General features: G+C 68.8%; 18 protein-coding genes. 9 read left to right on the top strand and 9 right to left on the bottom strand.

The window, feature by feature from the left end; genetic code table 11:
• Positions 1–196: 196 nt before the first annotated feature.
• On the top strand, positions 197–1,144 hold the full coding sequence (locus ACFC06_RS17475) for a DNA-3-methyladenine glycosylase family protein (RefSeq protein WP_375931859.1): 948 nt from the start codon (positions 197–199) through the stop codon (positions 1,142–1,144).
• Here ACFC06_RS17475 and ACFC06_RS17470 read toward each other — a convergent pair.
• On the bottom strand, positions 1,141–1,332 hold the full coding sequence (locus tag ACFC06_RS17470; RefSeq protein ID WP_375931856.1) for a hypothetical protein: 192 nt from the start codon (positions 1,330–1,332) through the stop codon (positions 1,141–1,143). The genes ACFC06_RS17475 and ACFC06_RS17470 overlap by 4 nt on opposite strands.
• 195 nt (positions 1,333–1,527) lie before the next feature.
• On the opposite strand from ACFC06_RS17470, the gene ACFC06_RS17465 reads away from it, so the two are divergent.
• From ACFC06_RS17465 to ACFC06_RS17455, 3 genes are read left to right on the top strand one after another with little or no spacing between them, the layout of a single operon-like run.
• Complete coding sequence (locus ACFC06_RS17465; RefSeq protein ID WP_375931853.1) at positions 1,528–2,445, top strand: helix-turn-helix domain-containing protein; 918 nt, start codon at positions 1,528–1,530, stop codon at positions 2,443–2,445.
• Positions 2,442–2,645 carry a DUF397 domain-containing protein gene (locus ACFC06_RS17460; protein ID WP_375931850.1) on the top strand — a complete coding sequence of 68 codons (204 nt, stop codon included), beginning with the start codon at positions 2,442–2,444 and terminating at the stop codon, positions 2,643–2,645. The genes ACFC06_RS17465 and ACFC06_RS17460 overlap by 4 nt, the downstream gene beginning before the upstream one ends.
• Positions 2,642–2,857 (top strand): DUF397 domain-containing protein, encoded by a 216-nt coding sequence (locus ACFC06_RS17455; protein WP_375931847.1) that lies wholly within the window; start codon positions 2,642–2,644, stop codon positions 2,855–2,857. Before ACFC06_RS17460 ends, ACFC06_RS17455 begins: the two co-directional genes overlap by 4 nt.
• Before the next feature lie 289 nt (positions 2,858–3,146).
• Here ACFC06_RS17455 and ACFC06_RS17450 read toward each other — a convergent pair whose 3' ends face one another.
• From ACFC06_RS17450 to ACFC06_RS17440, 3 genes are read right to left on the bottom strand one after another with little or no spacing between them, the layout of a single operon-like run.
• Positions 3,147–3,893, bottom strand: a complete 747-nt coding sequence (locus ACFC06_RS17450) for a succinate dehydrogenase/fumarate reductase iron-sulfur subunit (protein ID WP_375931844.1) — start codon at positions 3,891–3,893, stop codon at positions 3,147–3,149.
• Between the two features lie 2 nt (positions 3,894–3,895).
• The gene (locus tag ACFC06_RS17445; RefSeq protein WP_375931842.1) at positions 3,896–5,821 is read right to left on the bottom strand and encodes a fumarate reductase/succinate dehydrogenase flavoprotein subunit; all 1,926 of its coding nucleotides are present in this window, start codon (positions 5,819–5,821) and stop codon (positions 3,896–3,898) included.
• 28 nt (positions 5,822–5,849) lie between these two features.
• The gene (locus ACFC06_RS17440) at positions 5,850–6,722 is read right to left on the bottom strand and encodes a hypothetical protein (RefSeq protein WP_375931839.1); all 873 of its coding nucleotides are present in this window, start codon (positions 6,720–6,722) and stop codon (positions 5,850–5,852) included.
• A gap of 167 nt (positions 6,723–6,889) precedes the next feature.
• On the opposite strand from ACFC06_RS17440, the gene ACFC06_RS17435 reads away from it, so the two are divergent.
• Positions 6,890–8,068 carry an acetyl-CoA acetyltransferase gene (locus ACFC06_RS17435; RefSeq protein ID WP_375931836.1) on the top strand — a complete coding sequence of 393 codons (1,179 nt, stop codon included), beginning with the start codon at positions 6,890–6,892 and terminating at the stop codon, positions 8,066–8,068.
• Between the two features lie 181 nt (positions 8,069–8,249).
• Here the strand turns inward: ACFC06_RS17435 and ACFC06_RS17430 are convergent, their stop codons facing one another.
• The 3 genes from ACFC06_RS17430 to ACFC06_RS17420 all read right to left on the bottom strand — a co-directional run bounded on the left by ACFC06_RS17430 (position 8,250) and on the right by ACFC06_RS17420 (position 11,129).
• A complete protein-coding gene (locus tag ACFC06_RS17430) occupies positions 8,250–8,540 on the bottom strand; it encodes a hypothetical protein (RefSeq protein ID WP_071930967.1) in 291 nt (96 codons plus the stop codon).
• A 193-nt stretch (positions 8,541–8,733) separates the two neighbouring features.
• Positions 8,734–9,684 carry an alpha/beta fold hydrolase gene (locus ACFC06_RS17425; RefSeq protein WP_375935573.1) on the bottom strand — a complete coding sequence of 317 codons (951 nt, stop codon included), beginning with the start codon at positions 9,682–9,684 and terminating at the stop codon, positions 8,734–8,736.
• Between the two features lie 263 nt (positions 9,685–9,947).
• On the bottom strand, positions 9,948–11,129 hold the full coding sequence (locus ACFC06_RS17420) for an AAA family ATPase (protein WP_375931831.1): 1,182 nt from the start codon (positions 11,127–11,129) through the stop codon (positions 9,948–9,950).
• Between the two features lie 108 nt (positions 11,130–11,237).
• Between ACFC06_RS17420 and ACFC06_RS17415 the strand changes: the two genes are divergently transcribed.
• The 3 genes from ACFC06_RS17415 to ACFC06_RS17405 all read left to right on the top strand — a co-directional run bounded on the left by ACFC06_RS17415 (position 11,238) and on the right by ACFC06_RS17405 (position 12,797).
• Positions 11,238–11,540, top strand: coding sequence for a hypothetical protein (locus ACFC06_RS17415; RefSeq protein ID WP_375931829.1), 303 nt, complete (start codon positions 11,238–11,240; stop codon positions 11,538–11,540).
• A 294-nt stretch (positions 11,541–11,834) separates the two neighbouring features.
• Positions 11,835–12,401: a C40 family peptidase gene (locus ACFC06_RS17410; RefSeq protein WP_375935570.1), complete on the top strand. Its 567-nt coding sequence runs from the start codon at positions 11,835–11,837 to the stop codon at positions 12,399–12,401.
• A 3-nt stretch (positions 12,402–12,404) separates the two neighbouring features.
• A complete protein-coding gene (locus tag ACFC06_RS17405; RefSeq protein ID WP_375931826.1) occupies positions 12,405–12,797 on the top strand; it encodes an RNA-binding S4 domain-containing protein in 393 nt (130 codons plus the stop codon).
• Here ACFC06_RS17405 and ACFC06_RS17400 read toward each other — a convergent pair.
• The gene (locus ACFC06_RS17400; RefSeq protein ID WP_375931823.1) at positions 12,794–13,186 is read right to left on the bottom strand and encodes a hypothetical protein; all 393 of its coding nucleotides are present in this window, start codon (positions 13,184–13,186) and stop codon (positions 12,794–12,796) included. The two genes, ACFC06_RS17405 and ACFC06_RS17400, sit on opposite strands and share 4 nt — an antisense overlap.
• A gap of 123 nt (positions 13,187–13,309) precedes the next feature.
• Here ACFC06_RS17400 and ACFC06_RS17395 point away from each other — a divergent pair, with 123 nt between their 5' ends.
• A complete protein-coding gene (locus tag ACFC06_RS17395) occupies positions 13,310–14,242 on the top strand; it encodes an MBL fold metallo-hydrolase (RefSeq protein WP_375931820.1) in 933 nt (310 codons plus the stop codon).
• A gap of 66 nt (positions 14,243–14,308) precedes the next feature.
• Here the strand turns inward: ACFC06_RS17395 and ACFC06_RS17390 are convergent, their stop codons facing one another.
• Positions 14,309–15,238: an NAD-dependent epimerase/dehydratase family protein gene (locus tag ACFC06_RS17390; RefSeq protein ID WP_375931817.1), complete on the bottom strand. Its 930-nt coding sequence runs from the start codon at positions 15,236–15,238 to the stop codon at positions 14,309–14,311.
• Between the last annotated feature and the right edge of the window lie 2 nt (positions 15,239–15,240).

Here is a 15,240-nt window from a genome sequence, read left to right as displayed (position 1 = left end):
CGGAATGTGGTACCCCGAACTCCCCGCCGACCCACTCCCCACCGCCGCCAGCAGCCAGTTGAGCGCATTGGTGATCATGAATTACCTCCTGCGGCGAAGCGGATGCCAGCTGTTTGCCGACGTGTGCTAATCGCAGTCAACGTGGCGAATATTACGAACGGGCCTCGGCACGGGATCGGACGCGCACAATGGTCACGTGCGTGATCAGACCCTCGACCCCGGCCCGGTGACGGCCGCGCTGTCCAGGACCGTCCGGTCGAGCCGGCCTTTCGATGTGGGCCTCACCATCACCCCGCTGCGGCGCGGCGGCGGCGACCCGTGCCACCACATCGACGCCGACGGCGCGCACTGGCACGGCTCGCGCCTGCCGAGCGGCGTGGTCACCTACCGCCTGCGCCAGGACGGCCGCGACGGCGCGCACGCCACCGCCTGGGGTCCCGGCGCCGCGGAATTCCTGGACCGGCTCGAGCACATGCTCTGCCTCGAGGAAGACCTCACCGACTTCGCCCCCGAGCACCCCAAGCTGGTCGAAGCCCATCGCGTGGTGCCGGGCCTGCGCATGCTGCGCACCGGGCTGGTCTTCGAATCGCTGGTGCCTGCCATCCTCGAGCAGAAGGTGCACACCAAGTCCTCGTTCGCGTCCTGGCGCGCGCTGGTGCGCGAGTTCGGCACCCGCGCGCCGGGGCCCGCGCCCGCCGGGCTGATGGTCGCGCCCGACGCGCACACCTGGCAGCGCGTCCCGTCGTGGAAGTTCCATCGCGCCAATGTGGGCCCGCAGCGCGCGCAGACCATCGTGCGCGCGGCCCGGGTCGCCGACTCGATCGAGCGCACGGCACAGCTACCGCCTGCCGAGGCGGCGCGCCGGTTGCGCAGCCTGCCCGGCATCGGTGTCTGGACGGTTGCCGAGACCGCCCAGCGCGTCTTCGGTGACGCCGACGCGCTCTCGATCGGTGACTACCACCTCGCCGCGGTGGTCGGCTGGAGCCTGCTGGGCCGCCCGATCGACGACGCGGAGATGGTCGAGTATCTGGAGCCGCTACGTCCGCACCGCTACCGCGCGGTGCGCCTGCTCGCGCTGAGCGGCCAGGCCCACAAGCCGAAGTTCGGGCCGCGCACGGCGATCACCGACCACCGCCACCACTAGCGGATCGCGCGCTCGTCGAGCACGCACCGCCCCGACTCGACCAGGGTGTTGCGCGCCCGCCTGCGCACCCGGCACTCGTCGACGAAGCAGTCGATGTGCAATTGCATTGCGGCATGGGCGCGTTCGGAGTCCATCGGACCCGGGTCCTCGTCGCAACCCAGCAGTGCAGCGGCGATATGTCGGTTCACTTCGCTCAATTGCATGACCCCAGCACAGCACGCAACCACCCGGCTACCTACGAGTACACGCCGATCGAGATAATTCGCGCGAATTCCCAGCACAAGATCCAAGGGGGAGTGCAGGATTCCCCATAGTGGACGAATTCCGCCGTCACACCGGGGCTGTGGGCTGTGGCGGATTGCGAACACAGGAGGAGTGGGGCTGTGGCATCGAATACCTCGACCGGAACATCTGCGCCGTCGGCGGGCGTCTCCTCGACCCTGCCACGTCGACAACTCGGCCGCTACCTGCGGGATTGGCGCACGCAGGCGGGTCTGACGATCGCCGAGGCGGCCAAGCTGATGGAGTGGGGCGCCAGCACGCTGCAACGGCTGGAAAAGGGCCAGGCCGACCGGATCCGGACCATCGACATCGGCGAACTGTGCCGGATCTACGGCATCCCCGACGATCTCGCCGAGGGGCTCACCGGGCTGGCCCAGCAGGCGGCGGTCAAGAGCTGGTGGCACGCCTACGGCGATCTCATTCCCGAAAACTTCGACATCTATGTGGGATTGGAGGCCTCGGCGCACCGGTTGCGCGCCTATCAGTCGGAGCTGGTGCCCGGCCTGTTGCAGACCGCCGACTACGCCCGCGCGCTGAATCAGCTGGGCTATCCCCAGGATTCGGTCGACGAGCTGGACCGAAGAGTCGCCTTGCGGCTGCAACGGCAGGCGCTGATCACCCGTAAGCATTCTCCGGCCGACATCGACGTGGTTTTGCACGAATCGGTATTGCATCGCATCGTCGGTGATGCAAAGGTGATGGCTGCGCAGTTGCGCCACCTTGCCGACACGAGTACCCGAGGCAATGTGACGCTGCGTATCCTGCCGTTTGCCGCCGGTGTACCACTCGGAGTCTCCACCGGACCTTTCACGGTTCTCGAGTTCGGCACCGACAGCAAGGGGCAACCGGTCGAACCACCGGTGGTGTACGCCGAAGGCTTCACCGGCGATCTCTACCTGGAACGACGCACGGATGTCAGAAGGTACGACCGGGCTCACGAGTGCCTCCAGCGTCATGGGCTGGATATTCAACCGAGTAGACACCTGCTGCGGCAGGTCGCGAAGGAGTATGTGGCATGAGTTTCGATCTCGTCGGCGCACACTGGTTCAAGAGCACGCGCAGCGGTGCGGGCAAGGACTGCGTCGAAGTCGCTTTCCTCTACGGCGGTCACGTCGGGGTGCGCGACAGCAAGAATCCGGCCGGTCCGGCGCTGGTCTTCGACGGTGCGAGCTGGGACGCGTTCACCCGCGGTATCGACGCAGGCGCGTTCGCCCGATGAACACCAAGCGCGCCGTCGACACCTCCGGCGCCACCTGGCTGCGCTCGGGCACCGCCGGGGAGGGCAGCAGCGTCGAGGTGGCGATGCTGGCCGATGGCTACGTGGCCCTGCGGGACGGCAAGAATCCCGAGGGTCCGGTGCTGATTTTCACCCCGAGCGAATGGTCGGCGTTCACGGCGGGCGTGCAAGACGGCGAATTCGATCGCCCTTGATCACGTTTGGATCACTGTCCGGCGGGTAGTCCTCCATCATGGACCGAGGGTTGAAGAAAATGCCACCCCGGTACCGGAGGCTGGCGCCGGAGGACGGCGTGGAACGCCTGATCGTGCTGCTGCTTTTCGCAGTGTCCGCGATGGGAATCTACGTACTCACCGCCTCGTTGCTCTCGGCGCTGTTCATCGGATTACTGGTCGGATCAGTCGCTGTGGGGACTGTCGCTGTCTTGTAGGCAGACGTCGCCGCGGGGTTCGTTGCTCGGCGAACCCCGCGGTGTCTGCTGACTTACCGTCTGAACAGTTTGTTACCGAGCCAGACGATCGGATCGTATTTCCGATCGGCGACGCGTTCCTTCAACGGGATCAGCGCGTTGTCGGTGATCTTGATGTGTTCCGGGCACACCTCGGTGCAGCATTTGGTGATATTGCAGTAGCCAAGACCCGCGTCGTCCTGGGCCAATTCGCGCCGGTCGGCGACATCGAGCGGATGCATCTCGAGTTCGGTGATCCGCATCAGATACCGCGGGCCCGCGAAGCCCTGCTTGTTCTCGTCGTGGTCGCGCACCACGTGACAGGTGTTCTGGCACAGGAAACACTCGATGCACTTGCGGAACTCCTGGGAGCGTTCCACATCCACCTGCCGCATCCGGTAGTCGCCGGGCGCGAGATCCTTCGGTGGCGTGAAAGACGGTATCTCCCTGGCCTTCTCGTAGTTGAACGAGACGTCGGTGACCAGATCCTTGATGATCGGGAAGGTGCGCATCGGGGTGACGGTGATGACCTCCTCGGGGGTGAAGGTCGACATCCGCGTCATGCACAGCAAACGCGGCCGCCCGTTCACCTCCGCCGAGCACGAACCACATTTGCCCGCTTTGCAATTCCAGCGCACCGCCAGATCGGGGGCCTGGGTGGCCTGCAGGCGGTGGATGATGTCGAGCACCACCTCGCCCTCGTTGACCAGCACGGTGAAGTCGTGCAGGCCGCCGCCGTCGATGTCGCCGCGCCAGACCCGGAACCGGGCGTCGTACCCCATCGTCACGCCTTTCCCTCGGCCGCCGGATGGACGGCCAATTCCTGCTGGGTGTAGTACTTCTCGAGCTCGCTGAATTCGAACAGGGCGAACAGGTCCTCGCGCATGGGTGTCTGCGCGGCGGAGGTGACGCTCACCAGCGGCACCGGTTCGTCGGCCGTCGCCGGGTCCACCGCGCAGACCAGCAGCGTGTTGCGCCAGTCGGGGTTCATGCCGGGATGGTCGTCGCGGGTGTGCCCGCCGCGGCTCTCGGTGCGGCGCAGCGCGGCCTCCGCGACACACTCGCTGACCAGCAGCATGTTCGCCAGATCCAGCGCCAGATGCCAGCCGGGATTGAACGCGCGCCCGCCCTCGACGGTGACGTTCGCGTACCGGGCGCGCAGCTCGGCCAGGGTCTCGATGGCCGTGCGCACCTCGTGTTCCTTGCGGATGATGCCGACCAGATCGTTCATCGTGTGCTGGAGCTCGGCGTGCAGGGTGTAGGGGTTCACGCCCGCGCCGGTCGTGGGCGGGTCGAAGGGCACCAGCGCGGCGGTCGCGGCGGCGGTGATGTCGGCCTCGGCGGGGGCGGGGCGGGTGGTGAGGCGCTGGACGTAGGCGGCGGCGCCCAGTCCGGCGCGGCGGCCGAAGACCAGCAGGTCCGACAGCGAATTGCCGCCGAGCCGGTTGGAGCCGTGCATGCCGCCGGAACACTCGCCCGCGGCGAACAGGCCGGGGGTGAGCGCGGCGCCGGTATCGGGGTCGACCTCGATACCGCCCATCACGTAGTGGCAGGTCGGGCCCACTTCCATGGGCTCGGCGGTGATGTCCACATCGGCCAGTTCCTTGAACTGGTGGTGCATGGACGGGAGCCTGCGCACGATCTCGTCGGCGGGCATGCGTGAGGCGATGTCGAGGTAGACACCGCCGTGCTCGGTGCCGCGACCGGCCTTGACCTCCTCGTTGATGGCGCGGGCGACCTCGTCACGGGGGAGCAGGTCGGGGGTGCGGCGCGCGGAGTCGTTGTCGCGCAACCACTGATCGGCCTCGGCCTCGGTCTCGGCGTACTGGCCCTTGAACACCGGCGGGATGTAGTCGAACATGAACCGCTTGCCCTCGGAGTTCTTCAGTACCCCGCCGTCACCACGCACGCCCTCGGTGACCAGGATGCCCTTCACACTCGGCGGCCATACCATGCCGGTGGGATGGAACTGCAGGAACTCCATATTGATCAGGGTCGCGCCCGCGCGCAGGGCCAGCGCGTGGCCGTCGCCGGTGTACTCCCAGGAGTTCGAGGTCACCTTGTAGGACTTGCCGATTCCGCCGGTGGCCAGCACGATCGCCGGTGCCTCGAACAGCACGAAGCCGCCCGACTCACGCCAGTAGCCGAAGGCGCCGGCGATCTTGCCGTTGTCGGTGAGCAGTTCGGTGACGGTGCATTCGGCGAAGACCTTGATCCTGGCCTCGTAGTCGCCGGTGTCGGCGTAGTCCTCCTGCTGGAGCGAGACGATCTTCTGCTGCATGGTGCGGATGAGTTCCAGGCCGGTCCGGTCACCCACGTGGGCCAGGCGCGGATAGGTGTGCCCGCCGAAGTTGCGCTGGCTGATCCGCCCGTCGGGGGTCCGATCGAACAGCGCGCCATAGGTTTCCAGCTCCCACACCCGCGCGGGCGCCTCCTGCGCGTGCAGTTCGGCCATGCGCCAGTTGTTGAGGAACTTGCCGCCGCGCATGGTGTCCTTGAAATGGGTCTGCCAGCTGTCCTTGTCGTTGGCATTGCCCATCGAGGCCGCGCAGCCGCCCTCGGCCATCACCGTGTGTGCCTTGCCGAACAACGACTTGCACACCACCGCGACCGAAAGTCCTTGTTCGCGTGCCTCGATCACCGCGCGCAGGCCCGCGCCGCCCGCGCCGATCACCACGACGTCGTAGTCGTGCCGTTCCACTTCTGACATCGGTGAAGCTCCTCGATTCGGGCGCGGGTCAGTCGACGAACCGCAGGTCGGAGATGGTTTGGCTGGCCACGAGCATCACGTAGAAGTCGGTGAGCACCAGCGTGCCCAGCGTGGTCCAGGCCAGGGCCATGTGGCGGGTGTTGAGCTTGGAGATCTGCGTCCAGAACCAGTACCGCACCGGATGCGCGGAGAAGTGCTTGAGCCGTCCGCCCGCGATGTGCCTGCACGAATGACACGACAGCGTGTAGGCCCACAGCAGGATCACATTGCCCAGCAGCACCAGATTGCCGAGGCCGAAGCCGAATCCGCCGCTCGCGCCGTGGAAGGCGGTGAGCGCGTCGTAGCTGTTCACCAGCGACACCAGCACGGCCACATAGAAGAAGTAGCGGTGCGAGTTCTGGATGATCAGCGGCAACCGGGTCTCGCCGGTGTAGCGCGCGTGCGGTTCGGCGACCGCGCAGGCGGGCGGGGAGAACCACACCGAGCGGTAGTAGGCCTTGCGGTAGTAGTAGCAGGTGAGCCGGAAACCGAGCAGGAACGGCAGCACCACGAAACCGAGCGGAATCCACATCGGCAGTTCGGGGAACGGGGTGCCGAAATGGCTCGAGCCGGGCACGCACGAATCGCTCAGGCAGGGGGAGTAGAACGGCGTGAGGTAGTGGTACTGCGGCACCCAGTAGGCCGTGCGCACAAACGATCTGATCGTCGCGTAACCGATGAACGCGCCGAGACCGAGCGCGGTGAGCAGCGGCGGCAACCACCAGCGGTCGGTGCGCAGCGTGCGCGCGGAGATGCGGGCTCTGGTCCTGCTGAACACACCCGTTCCCGTGGTGCGGGTGGTATCCGGTGCGGCACTCACGATGGATGCCTCGCTGATCTCGGTGTGCGGCGGTCGAATCATGCCCCACCGCGGCGGATTGTGATGTGGAGCACCATACGCCTGTGTTCGCGCCGCTCGAGCCGGGTCTCACCCATCCGCTCGAGAGGAATGCCGGTGATCTCTGTCACAACGTAACCCCTGCGACTGTGTGTCATCCCGGTGCAACAAAGCTGTGGTGCCCTGTGCGCATGAGAAGAGCCGCGATCGTGGCACCCGTGCGGACACCCAGTGGGGTGGCGGGTGGCGCGCTGTCGGGAATGCCCGCCGAGTGGCTGGCGACCACGGTCCTGTCGGCCGTGATCGAGCGCTCGGGCATCGACCCGCTCCGCATCGAAGACGTCGCCATGGCCTGTGTCGACGGTGGCCTGGCGCGGGTACCCGCGATCGGCGCGCTGGCCGCGCGCGGCGCCGGACTACCGCATTCGGTGCCCGGCTTCCTCACCGACCGCCACGGCGCCAGCGGCCTGCAGGCGGTGATCACCGCCGCGATGATGGTGCAGACCGGCGCCGCCGACGTGGTGGTCGCGGGCGGGGTGGAGTGCACCGCCGCGCCGACCGGCCCACCCGGCGGCGCCGACGGCCTGCGCAACGCCGAGGACCTGGCCCGCTACTACGGCATCGACCGGCAGGCCGCCGACGAATTCGCCGTCGCCAGTCATCGCAAGGCGGCGCGGGCCTGGCGGCAGGGCTCCTTCGGCGCCGAGGTGGTGCCGGTGGGGGTGGCCGGGTTCGGTGAGCACCGGATCAGCCGGGACGAGGGTGTGCGCGACGACCTGTCCACCCACACCCTGGCCGGGCTGGCGCCGCTGCTGCGTGAGGGTGTGGTGACCGTCGGCAATATGAGCGCGCACCGGCTCGGCGCGTCGGCCTGCCTGGTGGTGGCCGAGGACCGGCTCGCCGAACTGGGCCTGACCCCGATGGCCTTCCTGGCCGGCTGGGCCGCAGCGGGCTGCGACAGCGACGGACCCGCGCTCGGCGCGGCGCCCGCGGTGGCCAAACTGCTCGGCCGCACCGGTCACTCGATCCACGAGGTGGACCTGCTCGAGATCAACGAGGGATACGCGGTGGAGGTGCTCGCCCTGGCCGCCGCCTGGGACCTCGACCCGCTCGACCGCCTCAATGTGAACGGCTCCGACCTGGCCCTCGGGCACCCGGTCGGGGCCACCGGCCTGCGGATCATGACCACGATGCTGCACGAACTGAGCCGCACCGGCGGCCGCTACGCCCTCGAGGCCATCGCCCTCGGTCACGACCACGGCATCGCCGCGCTGTTCGAATCGGCCGAGGTGGACGCCCCCGCCGAGACCCCGCGCGGTGCGCGATTCCACGGGTCGGCCTCGCGCCGTTTCGGCCGCCACCGGGCCTGATCGGCGTCTGCGCTACGGATGGTCGGTTCTCGGCCGCCTTGATCTGGACTGACCAGAGGGTGCGAAGGAGTACCCGGCGGGAGGGAAGATCAAGGGAACAGGCCGAGAACCCGCGGCGCCAGCCGCCAATGAACACAGCGGCCCTGGGTTCAGGGCCGCTGTGCTGGTGAAACAGGTCTGCTTACTTGGTTCTGGGCCGGGAGTGGAAGCCGAGGCCCTCGTCCTGTGCACCCATCCAGGCCGCCTCGTCGGACTTGCTGTCCGGGACGTAGATCGGCTCGGAGCGGCGGGGGACGGCCAGTTCCGGCGGTGGTGCCTGCTCGAACTCCTCGGCATCGATGACGAGCCGCTCGAGGTCGTTCTCCAGCCGGCGCACGGTGGCCGCGTCGCCGTAGTTGGAGCGCAGTGCGCCGATCGATTGCCGGAGCTGACCGACCGCGTAGCGCAGTTCCGCGATATCGCTGCGTGTCATCGTTACCTCCTGTGTATATGGCGGGCACGCCGACTCGTCCGATCACCAGGCATGCCCGTGAAATCCCGGGCCGCACTGCACCGAGTCGTGTGACTCACCACACAACGTGATCTCCACCACAGTAACCGAACTTTTCGGATCACGCCCGGGGTTACCCCGGATTCCGCGGTTGCCATCCGGTAACTCCGGGTGTTCAGCCCGCCACGGCGTACCGTTCGCGCAGCCCCGAACCCGCCCGCTCGACCAGCGCGGCAATCGAGTGGGCAACCTCCTCGGCGCACTCCAGGATCACGCTGTGCCCGGCTCCCTCGATCCGCACCAGCTCCGCGCCTGCCAGCTGTGAGGCCAGCACCACCGAGTGGGTGAACGGCACCATGAGGTCGGCCGATCCGGCCAGCACCAGGGCGGGCAGGTCGCCCAGGTGGGCCAGGGTGCGGGCCTCGTCGAAGTCGAGCAGCGAGGTCAGGAAGGCGGCCACGGTGAGCAGTGAGGTCTCCCCGAGCACCGCCGTGGCGATCGAGGCGACGCGCGGGTTCACCCGCCGGGTGCCCGCGCCCGCTTCGCGGAGCAACGGTCCGAAGATCCAGCGCGACAAACGCTTCGAAGCCTGCATCACCCGCGGAGCACGTACCACCGCGTGCTGCAGGGAGACCACCGCGTGCCGGTTGAGCAGCCTGCCCAGGCCCACCTCGCTGATGCCGCCCGCGGCACCGGCGATCAGCGCGATCCCGGCCACCCGCGCGCCGATCGCGGCGGGGAACAGCCGCGCGTAGGCCAGCAGCACCATCGCGCCCATCGAGTGGCCGACCAGCACCACCGGCCCGGCCGGGGCCACCGCGCGCAGCACCGCGTCGAGGTCGGTGGCGAGCTGGTCGATGGTGTAGGTGGCGTGGTGGGCGTGCCCGGATTCGCCGTGGCCGCGGTGGTCGTAGAACACCATCCTGGTGTCGGTGTCCCAGTGCCGCAGCAGTTGTTCGCGCAGGATCTTCCAGGATTCGGTGTGCAGGCAGTGGCCGTGGACGAAGACCACGGTGAGTGGCGCGTCCTCGGCACCGAAGGCCCGGACCGCGATCGGGACGCCGTCGTCGGCGACCACTGTCGCGCGGCGGCCGTCGAGGTCTGCGGTAGCGAAGGTCTTGGACATGGCGGCCTCCTCCGGTCCGGCGGGACGCACCGTCACGGTGTGTACCTGCTGGGATTTTCGGACTGGATTTCCATCGCGTTAGCCGGTCAACCCTCGCGTTATCCAGCCGATGCGCAACCGATCCCGGGCGCCCCTCCACCGTTATGCAGGGAAATCTACGCCCTTCTAGGACATTGCCTAGAAAGTTTCAGATTCTGCTGTCAGACCCTGTTCGCAGGGTTGTCTGCGTGATTCTGCGATTTCCACTAGAGAACGGAAGACAGTCATACGCTCCGCAGATAGCGGCCGAAGTGCGGGACGGTGAAGCCGATCGTGCCGCGTTCGGCGGAGTAGATCAGGCCCTTCTTGATCAGGCCGTCGCGGGCGGGGGAGACCGAGGCGGGCTTGCGGCCGAGTTCGGCGGCCACCGCCGACGTGGCGACCGGGCCGTCGTCACCGGACAGGTCGGCCATCGCGCGCATGTACTCGCGCTCGGCCGGGGTGGCGCGCTCGTAGCGCGAACCGAAGAAGCCCACGGCCAGTTCCTCCTCGGCCGCGGGGGAGGCCACCGCCACGTCCTCGGCGGTGATGGGTGATTCGGGGGCCTGATCCCAGGCGGCCTTGCCGTAGGCCTGCACGAAATAGGGGTAGCCGTCGGCGCGCTGGTAGAGCGAATCCAGGGCGCCCTCGGTGTACTTCACCTCCTCGCGCTCGGCGGGCGCGATCAGCGCGAGGTCGGCGGACTCGCGGTCGAGCCGGTCGATGCGGTGATAACTGAACAGCCGCTCGGAGTAGCTCTTGGACGCCGAGAGCACCGCGGGCAGATGCGGCAGGCCGGCACCGACCACGATCAGCGGCGCACCGTCCTGGCTCAGCTCGTGGCAGGCGCCGCAGATGGCCGACACGTCGGCCGGGCCGAGATCCTGCATCTCGTCGATGAAGATGCCGATGCCCACCCCGATCGCCGCGGCCAGCGCGGCGGCCTCCTTGAACAGCTCGATCAGGTCGATCTCGATGTCACCGGAATCGGCGCGGCCGGTCACCGCGGGCACGTCGATACCCGGCTGCCAGCGTTCGCGCATGCCCTTGTCGGCGGTGGCGCGCAGCGCGAAGGCCTTGAGGATGCCGAGGAAGTCGTCGACCTGTTCGGGATTGCGGTGCGACATCGCGATCGCGCGCACCGCCATGTGCAGCGCCGAGGACAGCGGCCTGCGCAGATCCTGATCCGGCCTGGCCTCGATCTTGCCGGTGCCCCAGCCGCGTGAGACCGCCGCCGAGCGAAGCTGGTTGAGCAGCACGGTCTTTCCCACGCCACGCAGACCGGTGAGCATCACGCTGCGCTCGGGCCTGCCCCGCGCGACCCGTTCCAGGACGATGTCGAAGGCGGCCAGTTGCTTGTCGCGCCCGGCCAATTCGGGGGGACGCTGACCGGCGCCGGGAGCATACGGATTGCGCACGGGGTCCATGCCGGACAACCGTAGCGCGTCGGCACAGCGGAATCTCGGTAACTCTGGGCCGTGTCCTAGATACTGCTAGCGATGCCGAGACAACCCGCCCGACCGGAACGGAGACCGATGTCCGAGGAGCCGCTGCCCGACGCCGATCCGTCGATCGCGACCGCCGCCGAGATGGTCGCGCGGGAGTGGCTGCTGCCGCCGGACGCGCACCTGGCCGAGACCGTCAAGCAGGTGGTGCTCGGCATGATCGAGCAGGGCTTCGAGGACCCGCAGATGATCGCCGCCTTCGCGATCGGCCCGGCGGTGATCGCCCTGGGCAGGCTCGAGACCGACCTCGCCGACGCGCGCCGCCGCATCGATCAGCTGGAGCGGGCGCTGCGCGAACGTGATGGGGCGACGCTCGGCGACACCGATTCGTGACGCGCGGCGACACGCCGGTCGTGCCCCTGGTTTCCTGGGCATTCGCGCGTGCGGGAAAACAAGTTGCGCGCTTCGCTGGACAGTGTGCATCACAGGCCGTAATCTTCTCGTGACTTAGTGGAGTCTGTCGCTTCGTCAGAGAAACGGCGCCATTGAGTCACCGCCGAAAATCGTCGTCGCCCAGCGATTTCGATGCCGGTGGTGGAGCAGCAAGATCGGAGACTCGTCTCGGTGGGTAAACACAGCTTGCAGCGGGATTCTCGACTGCCGAATTCCGTCAAGGGTGCGCTCGTCATGGGTGCGGTGGCCGCCACGACCGGTGCGATGCCCGCGATTTCGCAGGCCGCCACGATCAACATCCCCGGCCTCGGCAGTTTCGATCTGCCGCCGGAGCTCGAGCAGCCGGCCCAGCAGCTGGAGACCCAGCTGCAGTCGATGGTCGCGCCGCAGGGCCAGGCCGCTCCGCAGCTGCCCAGCATCGAGTTCGACAACCCGTTCCAGCAGCAGCAGCAGCAGACCGCGGGCAACATCGCCCTCGACGCCGCGCGCACCAAGCTGGGCGCCCAGTACAACTGGGGCGCCGCTGGCCCGTCGAGCTTCGACTGCTCCGGCCTCGTGCAGTGGGCCTACCGGCAGGCCGGTGTGGAGCTGCCGCGCACCAGCTTCGAGCAGTCGCACGTCGGCGCTCCCGTCTCCTTCGACAACCTGCAGGCCGGTGACATCGTGATCACCAACGGCGGCGGCCACGTCGGCATCTACGCCGGCGACGGCAAGCTGCTCAACGCCGTGCAGTCGGGCACCCCGGTGTCCTACACCCACCTCAGCGCCGACGACGTCGTAACGGCTCGCCGTATCGTCTAAGGGGTGTCCCCCGCAGAACAACGCTCGACCACCCAGGCCCGTGTGGATTCATGGACCTGGGCGGTGCGCTTGTTCAAGACCCGCTCGGCCGCCGCGGAAGCGTGCCGGGCCGGGCATGTGCGCGTCAACGGTGTGACGGTCAAGCCCGCGCAGCAGATCAAGCTCGGTGACGAGATCAGGATCCGGCACGCGGGGATCGAGCGCATCGTCGTCGTCGAGCGCATCATCCACAAGCGGGTCGGCCCGCCGGTCGCGGCACAGTGCCTGATCGACCGCAGCCCGCCGCCACCGCCCAAGGAAGTCCTCGCCACGCTGCCGCAACGCGATCGCGGCGCGGGCAGGCCGACCAAACGCGAACGTCGTGAAACCGACCGGCTGATGGGCCGTACCGACTAGCGCGGCATGCCGGCGAGTTTAGCGGGAATCTCGATGTTCTCGTCGGCCCAGTACAGCGCGCACACCCGGTGGTAGCCGTCGGCGATCAGCATCGGCACGTTCGCCCGGCAGTCGCCGCGCACCAGCAGCACCGGCGAGAGCTTCTTGCCCTCGGTGACCTTGAGCAGATCCCGGCGCACGTGCGGATTGTCCGGGGTGAGGGCTTCGAGCTGGGAGGCGCGCAGGATGTCCTTGGCCTTCTTCACCACCATCGGCGCGCTGCGCAGATCGGCCACGATCGCGGCGACCACCGCGTCCTCGGCCAGCAACGCGAGATAGTCGGCGGCGGCCGGATAGTCGTGCTCCTCCGGCGTGGACTTCCACTGCACCTGCACGAGTTGGGTTGCCATCGGACCATCATCGGTCACCGCGCGCCCGATAGCCGGAAAGTCGCCGGGTGTTCCGCCGGGAAACTTCGGTGGTCGCGCCCGGGGTGATCGCCTACGGTGGCAACTATGGCCGACCGCACGAGAATGTTATCCACGCTTCTCGCCTGCTGTGTCGGTGCCACCAGTACGGTCCCGCGGCTGCTGTGGCCGCGCGGGAGAGACGCGCGGTTCCTGGCGGCGCTCGAGTGCGCGCCGCTGCCGCCCGCCTACAACACCGTCTCGCTCACCGCGCTCAACCAGGCGCGGCTCTCGGCGCCGACCACGATCGTCGCCGAGGGCGTGCGCAGCCTGGGCACGACGCCGCTGACGATGTCGGCGTTCCTCATCCGTCATCCGGGGGCCACCTTCCTGGTCGACCCGGCCCTGTGCACCGGCGTGCACGAGCGGGTGCTGCCCGAACTGCCGTTCCCGATGCCGCGGGTGGTGGCCCCGCCGCACCCGGTGCACGGGCTCACCGAGGTACTGGCCGAGCACGATCTGACCGGCGTCGACATCGATTTCGTGCTCCCCACCCACCTGCACTGGGACCACGTGTCCGGGCTCTACGAGCTGCCCGGCTGGGTGCCCATCCGGGTGCCCGGCGTCGAATACCGCTGGGCGATGGGCGGTCCGCGCGCCCCGCTCGGCGTCGCCCGCGGGCCCCTGCTCGGCCGGGTCTTCGACCTCTACGAGCTCGACGGCCCGCCGGTGCTCACCTTCGCGCGCAGCCACGACCTGTTCGGCGACGGCTCGGTGATCCTGGTCGACCTGGCGGGCCACACCCCCGGCAGCGTCGGTGTGCTGCTCGCCGTCGACGACGGCTCCCGCGTGCTGCTGGCGGGCGACGCGGTCTTCACCACCTTGCAGATCCGCCTGATCCGCGAAATCGCCCCGCTGCTGGGCGAACTCACCGACGCCGACCGCACCGCCGCCTTCCGCGCCATCCACCGCCTGCACGCCCTGCCCGACGACATCGAGGTCATCCCGGCCCACGACCACGCCGCCGTCCACGCCCGCACGACCCCTCTCCCCACCTGACCCCGCGCTACCGCCCGCCGCACCGGTGCCTCCGCCCCGGCCGACCGCCGTCCGGCCTGTGCTCCGTCAGCTCGCGGCCAGCCCGGCTGACATATCGGCATACCCAGGCCGCCAGCCCAGTTCCTCGTGGGCCAGCTCGCTCGAGACGCGCATCGACGTGTCGACCATGAGCGCGCCCAGGTAGGGGATGGCCAGGCGGATGGCCCAGGCGGGCAGGCGGATCGGGCGGGGCGTGCCGTGGGCGCGGGCGACCTCGGTGAAGAACCGCTCCCAGGTGATGGGGGAGTCGTCGGCGATGTTGTAGGCGCGGCCCGCGGTGCCGTGTTCCAGGGCGGCGACCGTGGCGGCGGCCGCGTCGTCGACGTGCACCCAGCTGTTCACCCCGCCCGGCCCGCGCGGCCCGACCGGCGCGTGCTTGCGCATCAGCCCGGCGAACAGATCGCTGAACGTGCCGGGCCCGTAGAACAGCCCGTACCGCAACGCGATCCCCTCCACACCCGCCGCCTCGAACACCTGTTGTTCCCCGTCGACGCAGGCACGCACCACCTCGTCGGCCACCCCGCCGTCGTACACCCCGAACCGGTCGCGCTCGGTGAGCGGTCGCGGGCCGTGGTCGTGATAGCCGTAGCCGAGGATCAGCGACTGGGTGAGGAAGCGGCGCGCGCCCACCACCTCGGCGGCGGCCAGCAGGTTGGCCGTGCCGACCGTGCGCAGCAGCCCGGTGGGATCGTCGGCCGGAATCCGGCGCGTGGCCTTCACCTTCCGCAGCGCGGTGGCCTCGTGCAGCACGGCGTCGGCGCGCACGCCGTCGAGCGCGCGCAGCAATCCGTCGCGGTCGAGCGCGTCGGCGGTGACCGGCTCGGCACCCAGCTCGCGCACCAGCGGATGCGCGCCGGGGGAGCGCACGACGGCGGTCACCGAGTGACCGTTCGCGGTCAGCGCCCGGATCAGTGGACGGCCGATGGCGCCGGTCGCGCCCGCCAGTAGAACCCGCATGA

The sequence above is a fragment of the Nocardia sp. NPDC056064 genome (assembly GCF_042266925.1).
Taxonomy (GTDB): domain Bacteria; phylum Actinomycetota; class Actinomycetes; order Mycobacteriales; family Mycobacteriaceae; genus Nocardia.
The sequence above is the reverse complement of the archived record's forward strand: the minus strand, read 5'-3'. Positions and strand labels throughout refer to the sequence as shown.

Excerpts from the sequence above, each read along its gene's own strand:
- ACFC06_RS17460 (WP_375931850.1), top strand. The coding sequence starts at position 2,442 with ATGAGTTTCGATCTCGTCGGCGCACACTGGTTCAAGAGCACGCGCAGC.
- ACFC06_RS17455 (WP_375931847.1), top strand. The coding sequence starts at position 2,642 with ATGAACACCAAGCGCGCCGTCGACACCTCCGGCGCCACCTGGCTGCGC.
- ACFC06_RS17450 (WP_375931844.1), bottom strand. The coding sequence starts at position 3,893 with ATGGGGTACGACGCCCGGTTCCGGGTCTGGCGCGGCGACATCGACGGC.
- ACFC06_RS17445 (WP_375931842.1), bottom strand. The coding sequence starts at position 5,821 with ATGTCAGAAGTGGAACGGCACGACTACGACGTCGTGGTGATCGGCGCG.
- ACFC06_RS17440 (WP_375931839.1), bottom strand. The coding sequence starts at position 6,722 with ATGATTCGACCGCCGCACACCGAGATCAGCGAGGCATCCATCGTGAGT.
- ACFC06_RS17435 (WP_375931836.1), top strand. The coding sequence starts at position 6,890 with ATGAGAAGAGCCGCGATCGTGGCACCCGTGCGGACACCCAGTGGGGTG.
- ACFC06_RS17430 (WP_071930967.1), bottom strand. The coding sequence starts at position 8,540 with ATGACACGCAGCGATATCGCGGAACTGCGCTACGCGGTCGGTCAGCTC.
- ACFC06_RS17425 (WP_375935573.1), bottom strand. The coding sequence starts at position 9,684 with ATGTCCAAGACCTTCGCTACCGCAGACCTCGACGGCCGCCGCGCGACA.
- ACFC06_RS17420 (WP_375931831.1), bottom strand. The coding sequence starts at position 11,129 with ATGGACCCCGTGCGCAATCCGTATGCTCCCGGCGCCGGTCAGCGTCCC.
- ACFC06_RS17415 (WP_375931829.1), top strand. The coding sequence starts at position 11,238 with ATGTCCGAGGAGCCGCTGCCCGACGCCGATCCGTCGATCGCGACCGCC.
- ACFC06_RS17410 (WP_375935570.1), top strand. The coding sequence starts at position 11,835 with ATGGGTGCGGTGGCCGCCACGACCGGTGCGATGCCCGCGATTTCGCAG.
- ACFC06_RS17400 (WP_375931823.1), bottom strand. The coding sequence starts at position 13,186 with ATGGCAACCCAACTCGTGCAGGTGCAGTGGAAGTCCACGCCGGAGGAG.
- ACFC06_RS17395 (WP_375931820.1), top strand. The coding sequence starts at position 13,310 with ATGTTATCCACGCTTCTCGCCTGCTGTGTCGGTGCCACCAGTACGGTC.
- ACFC06_RS17390 (WP_375931817.1), bottom strand. The coding sequence starts at position 15,238 with ATGCGGGTTCTACTGGCGGGCGCGACCGGCGCCATCGGCCGTCCACTG.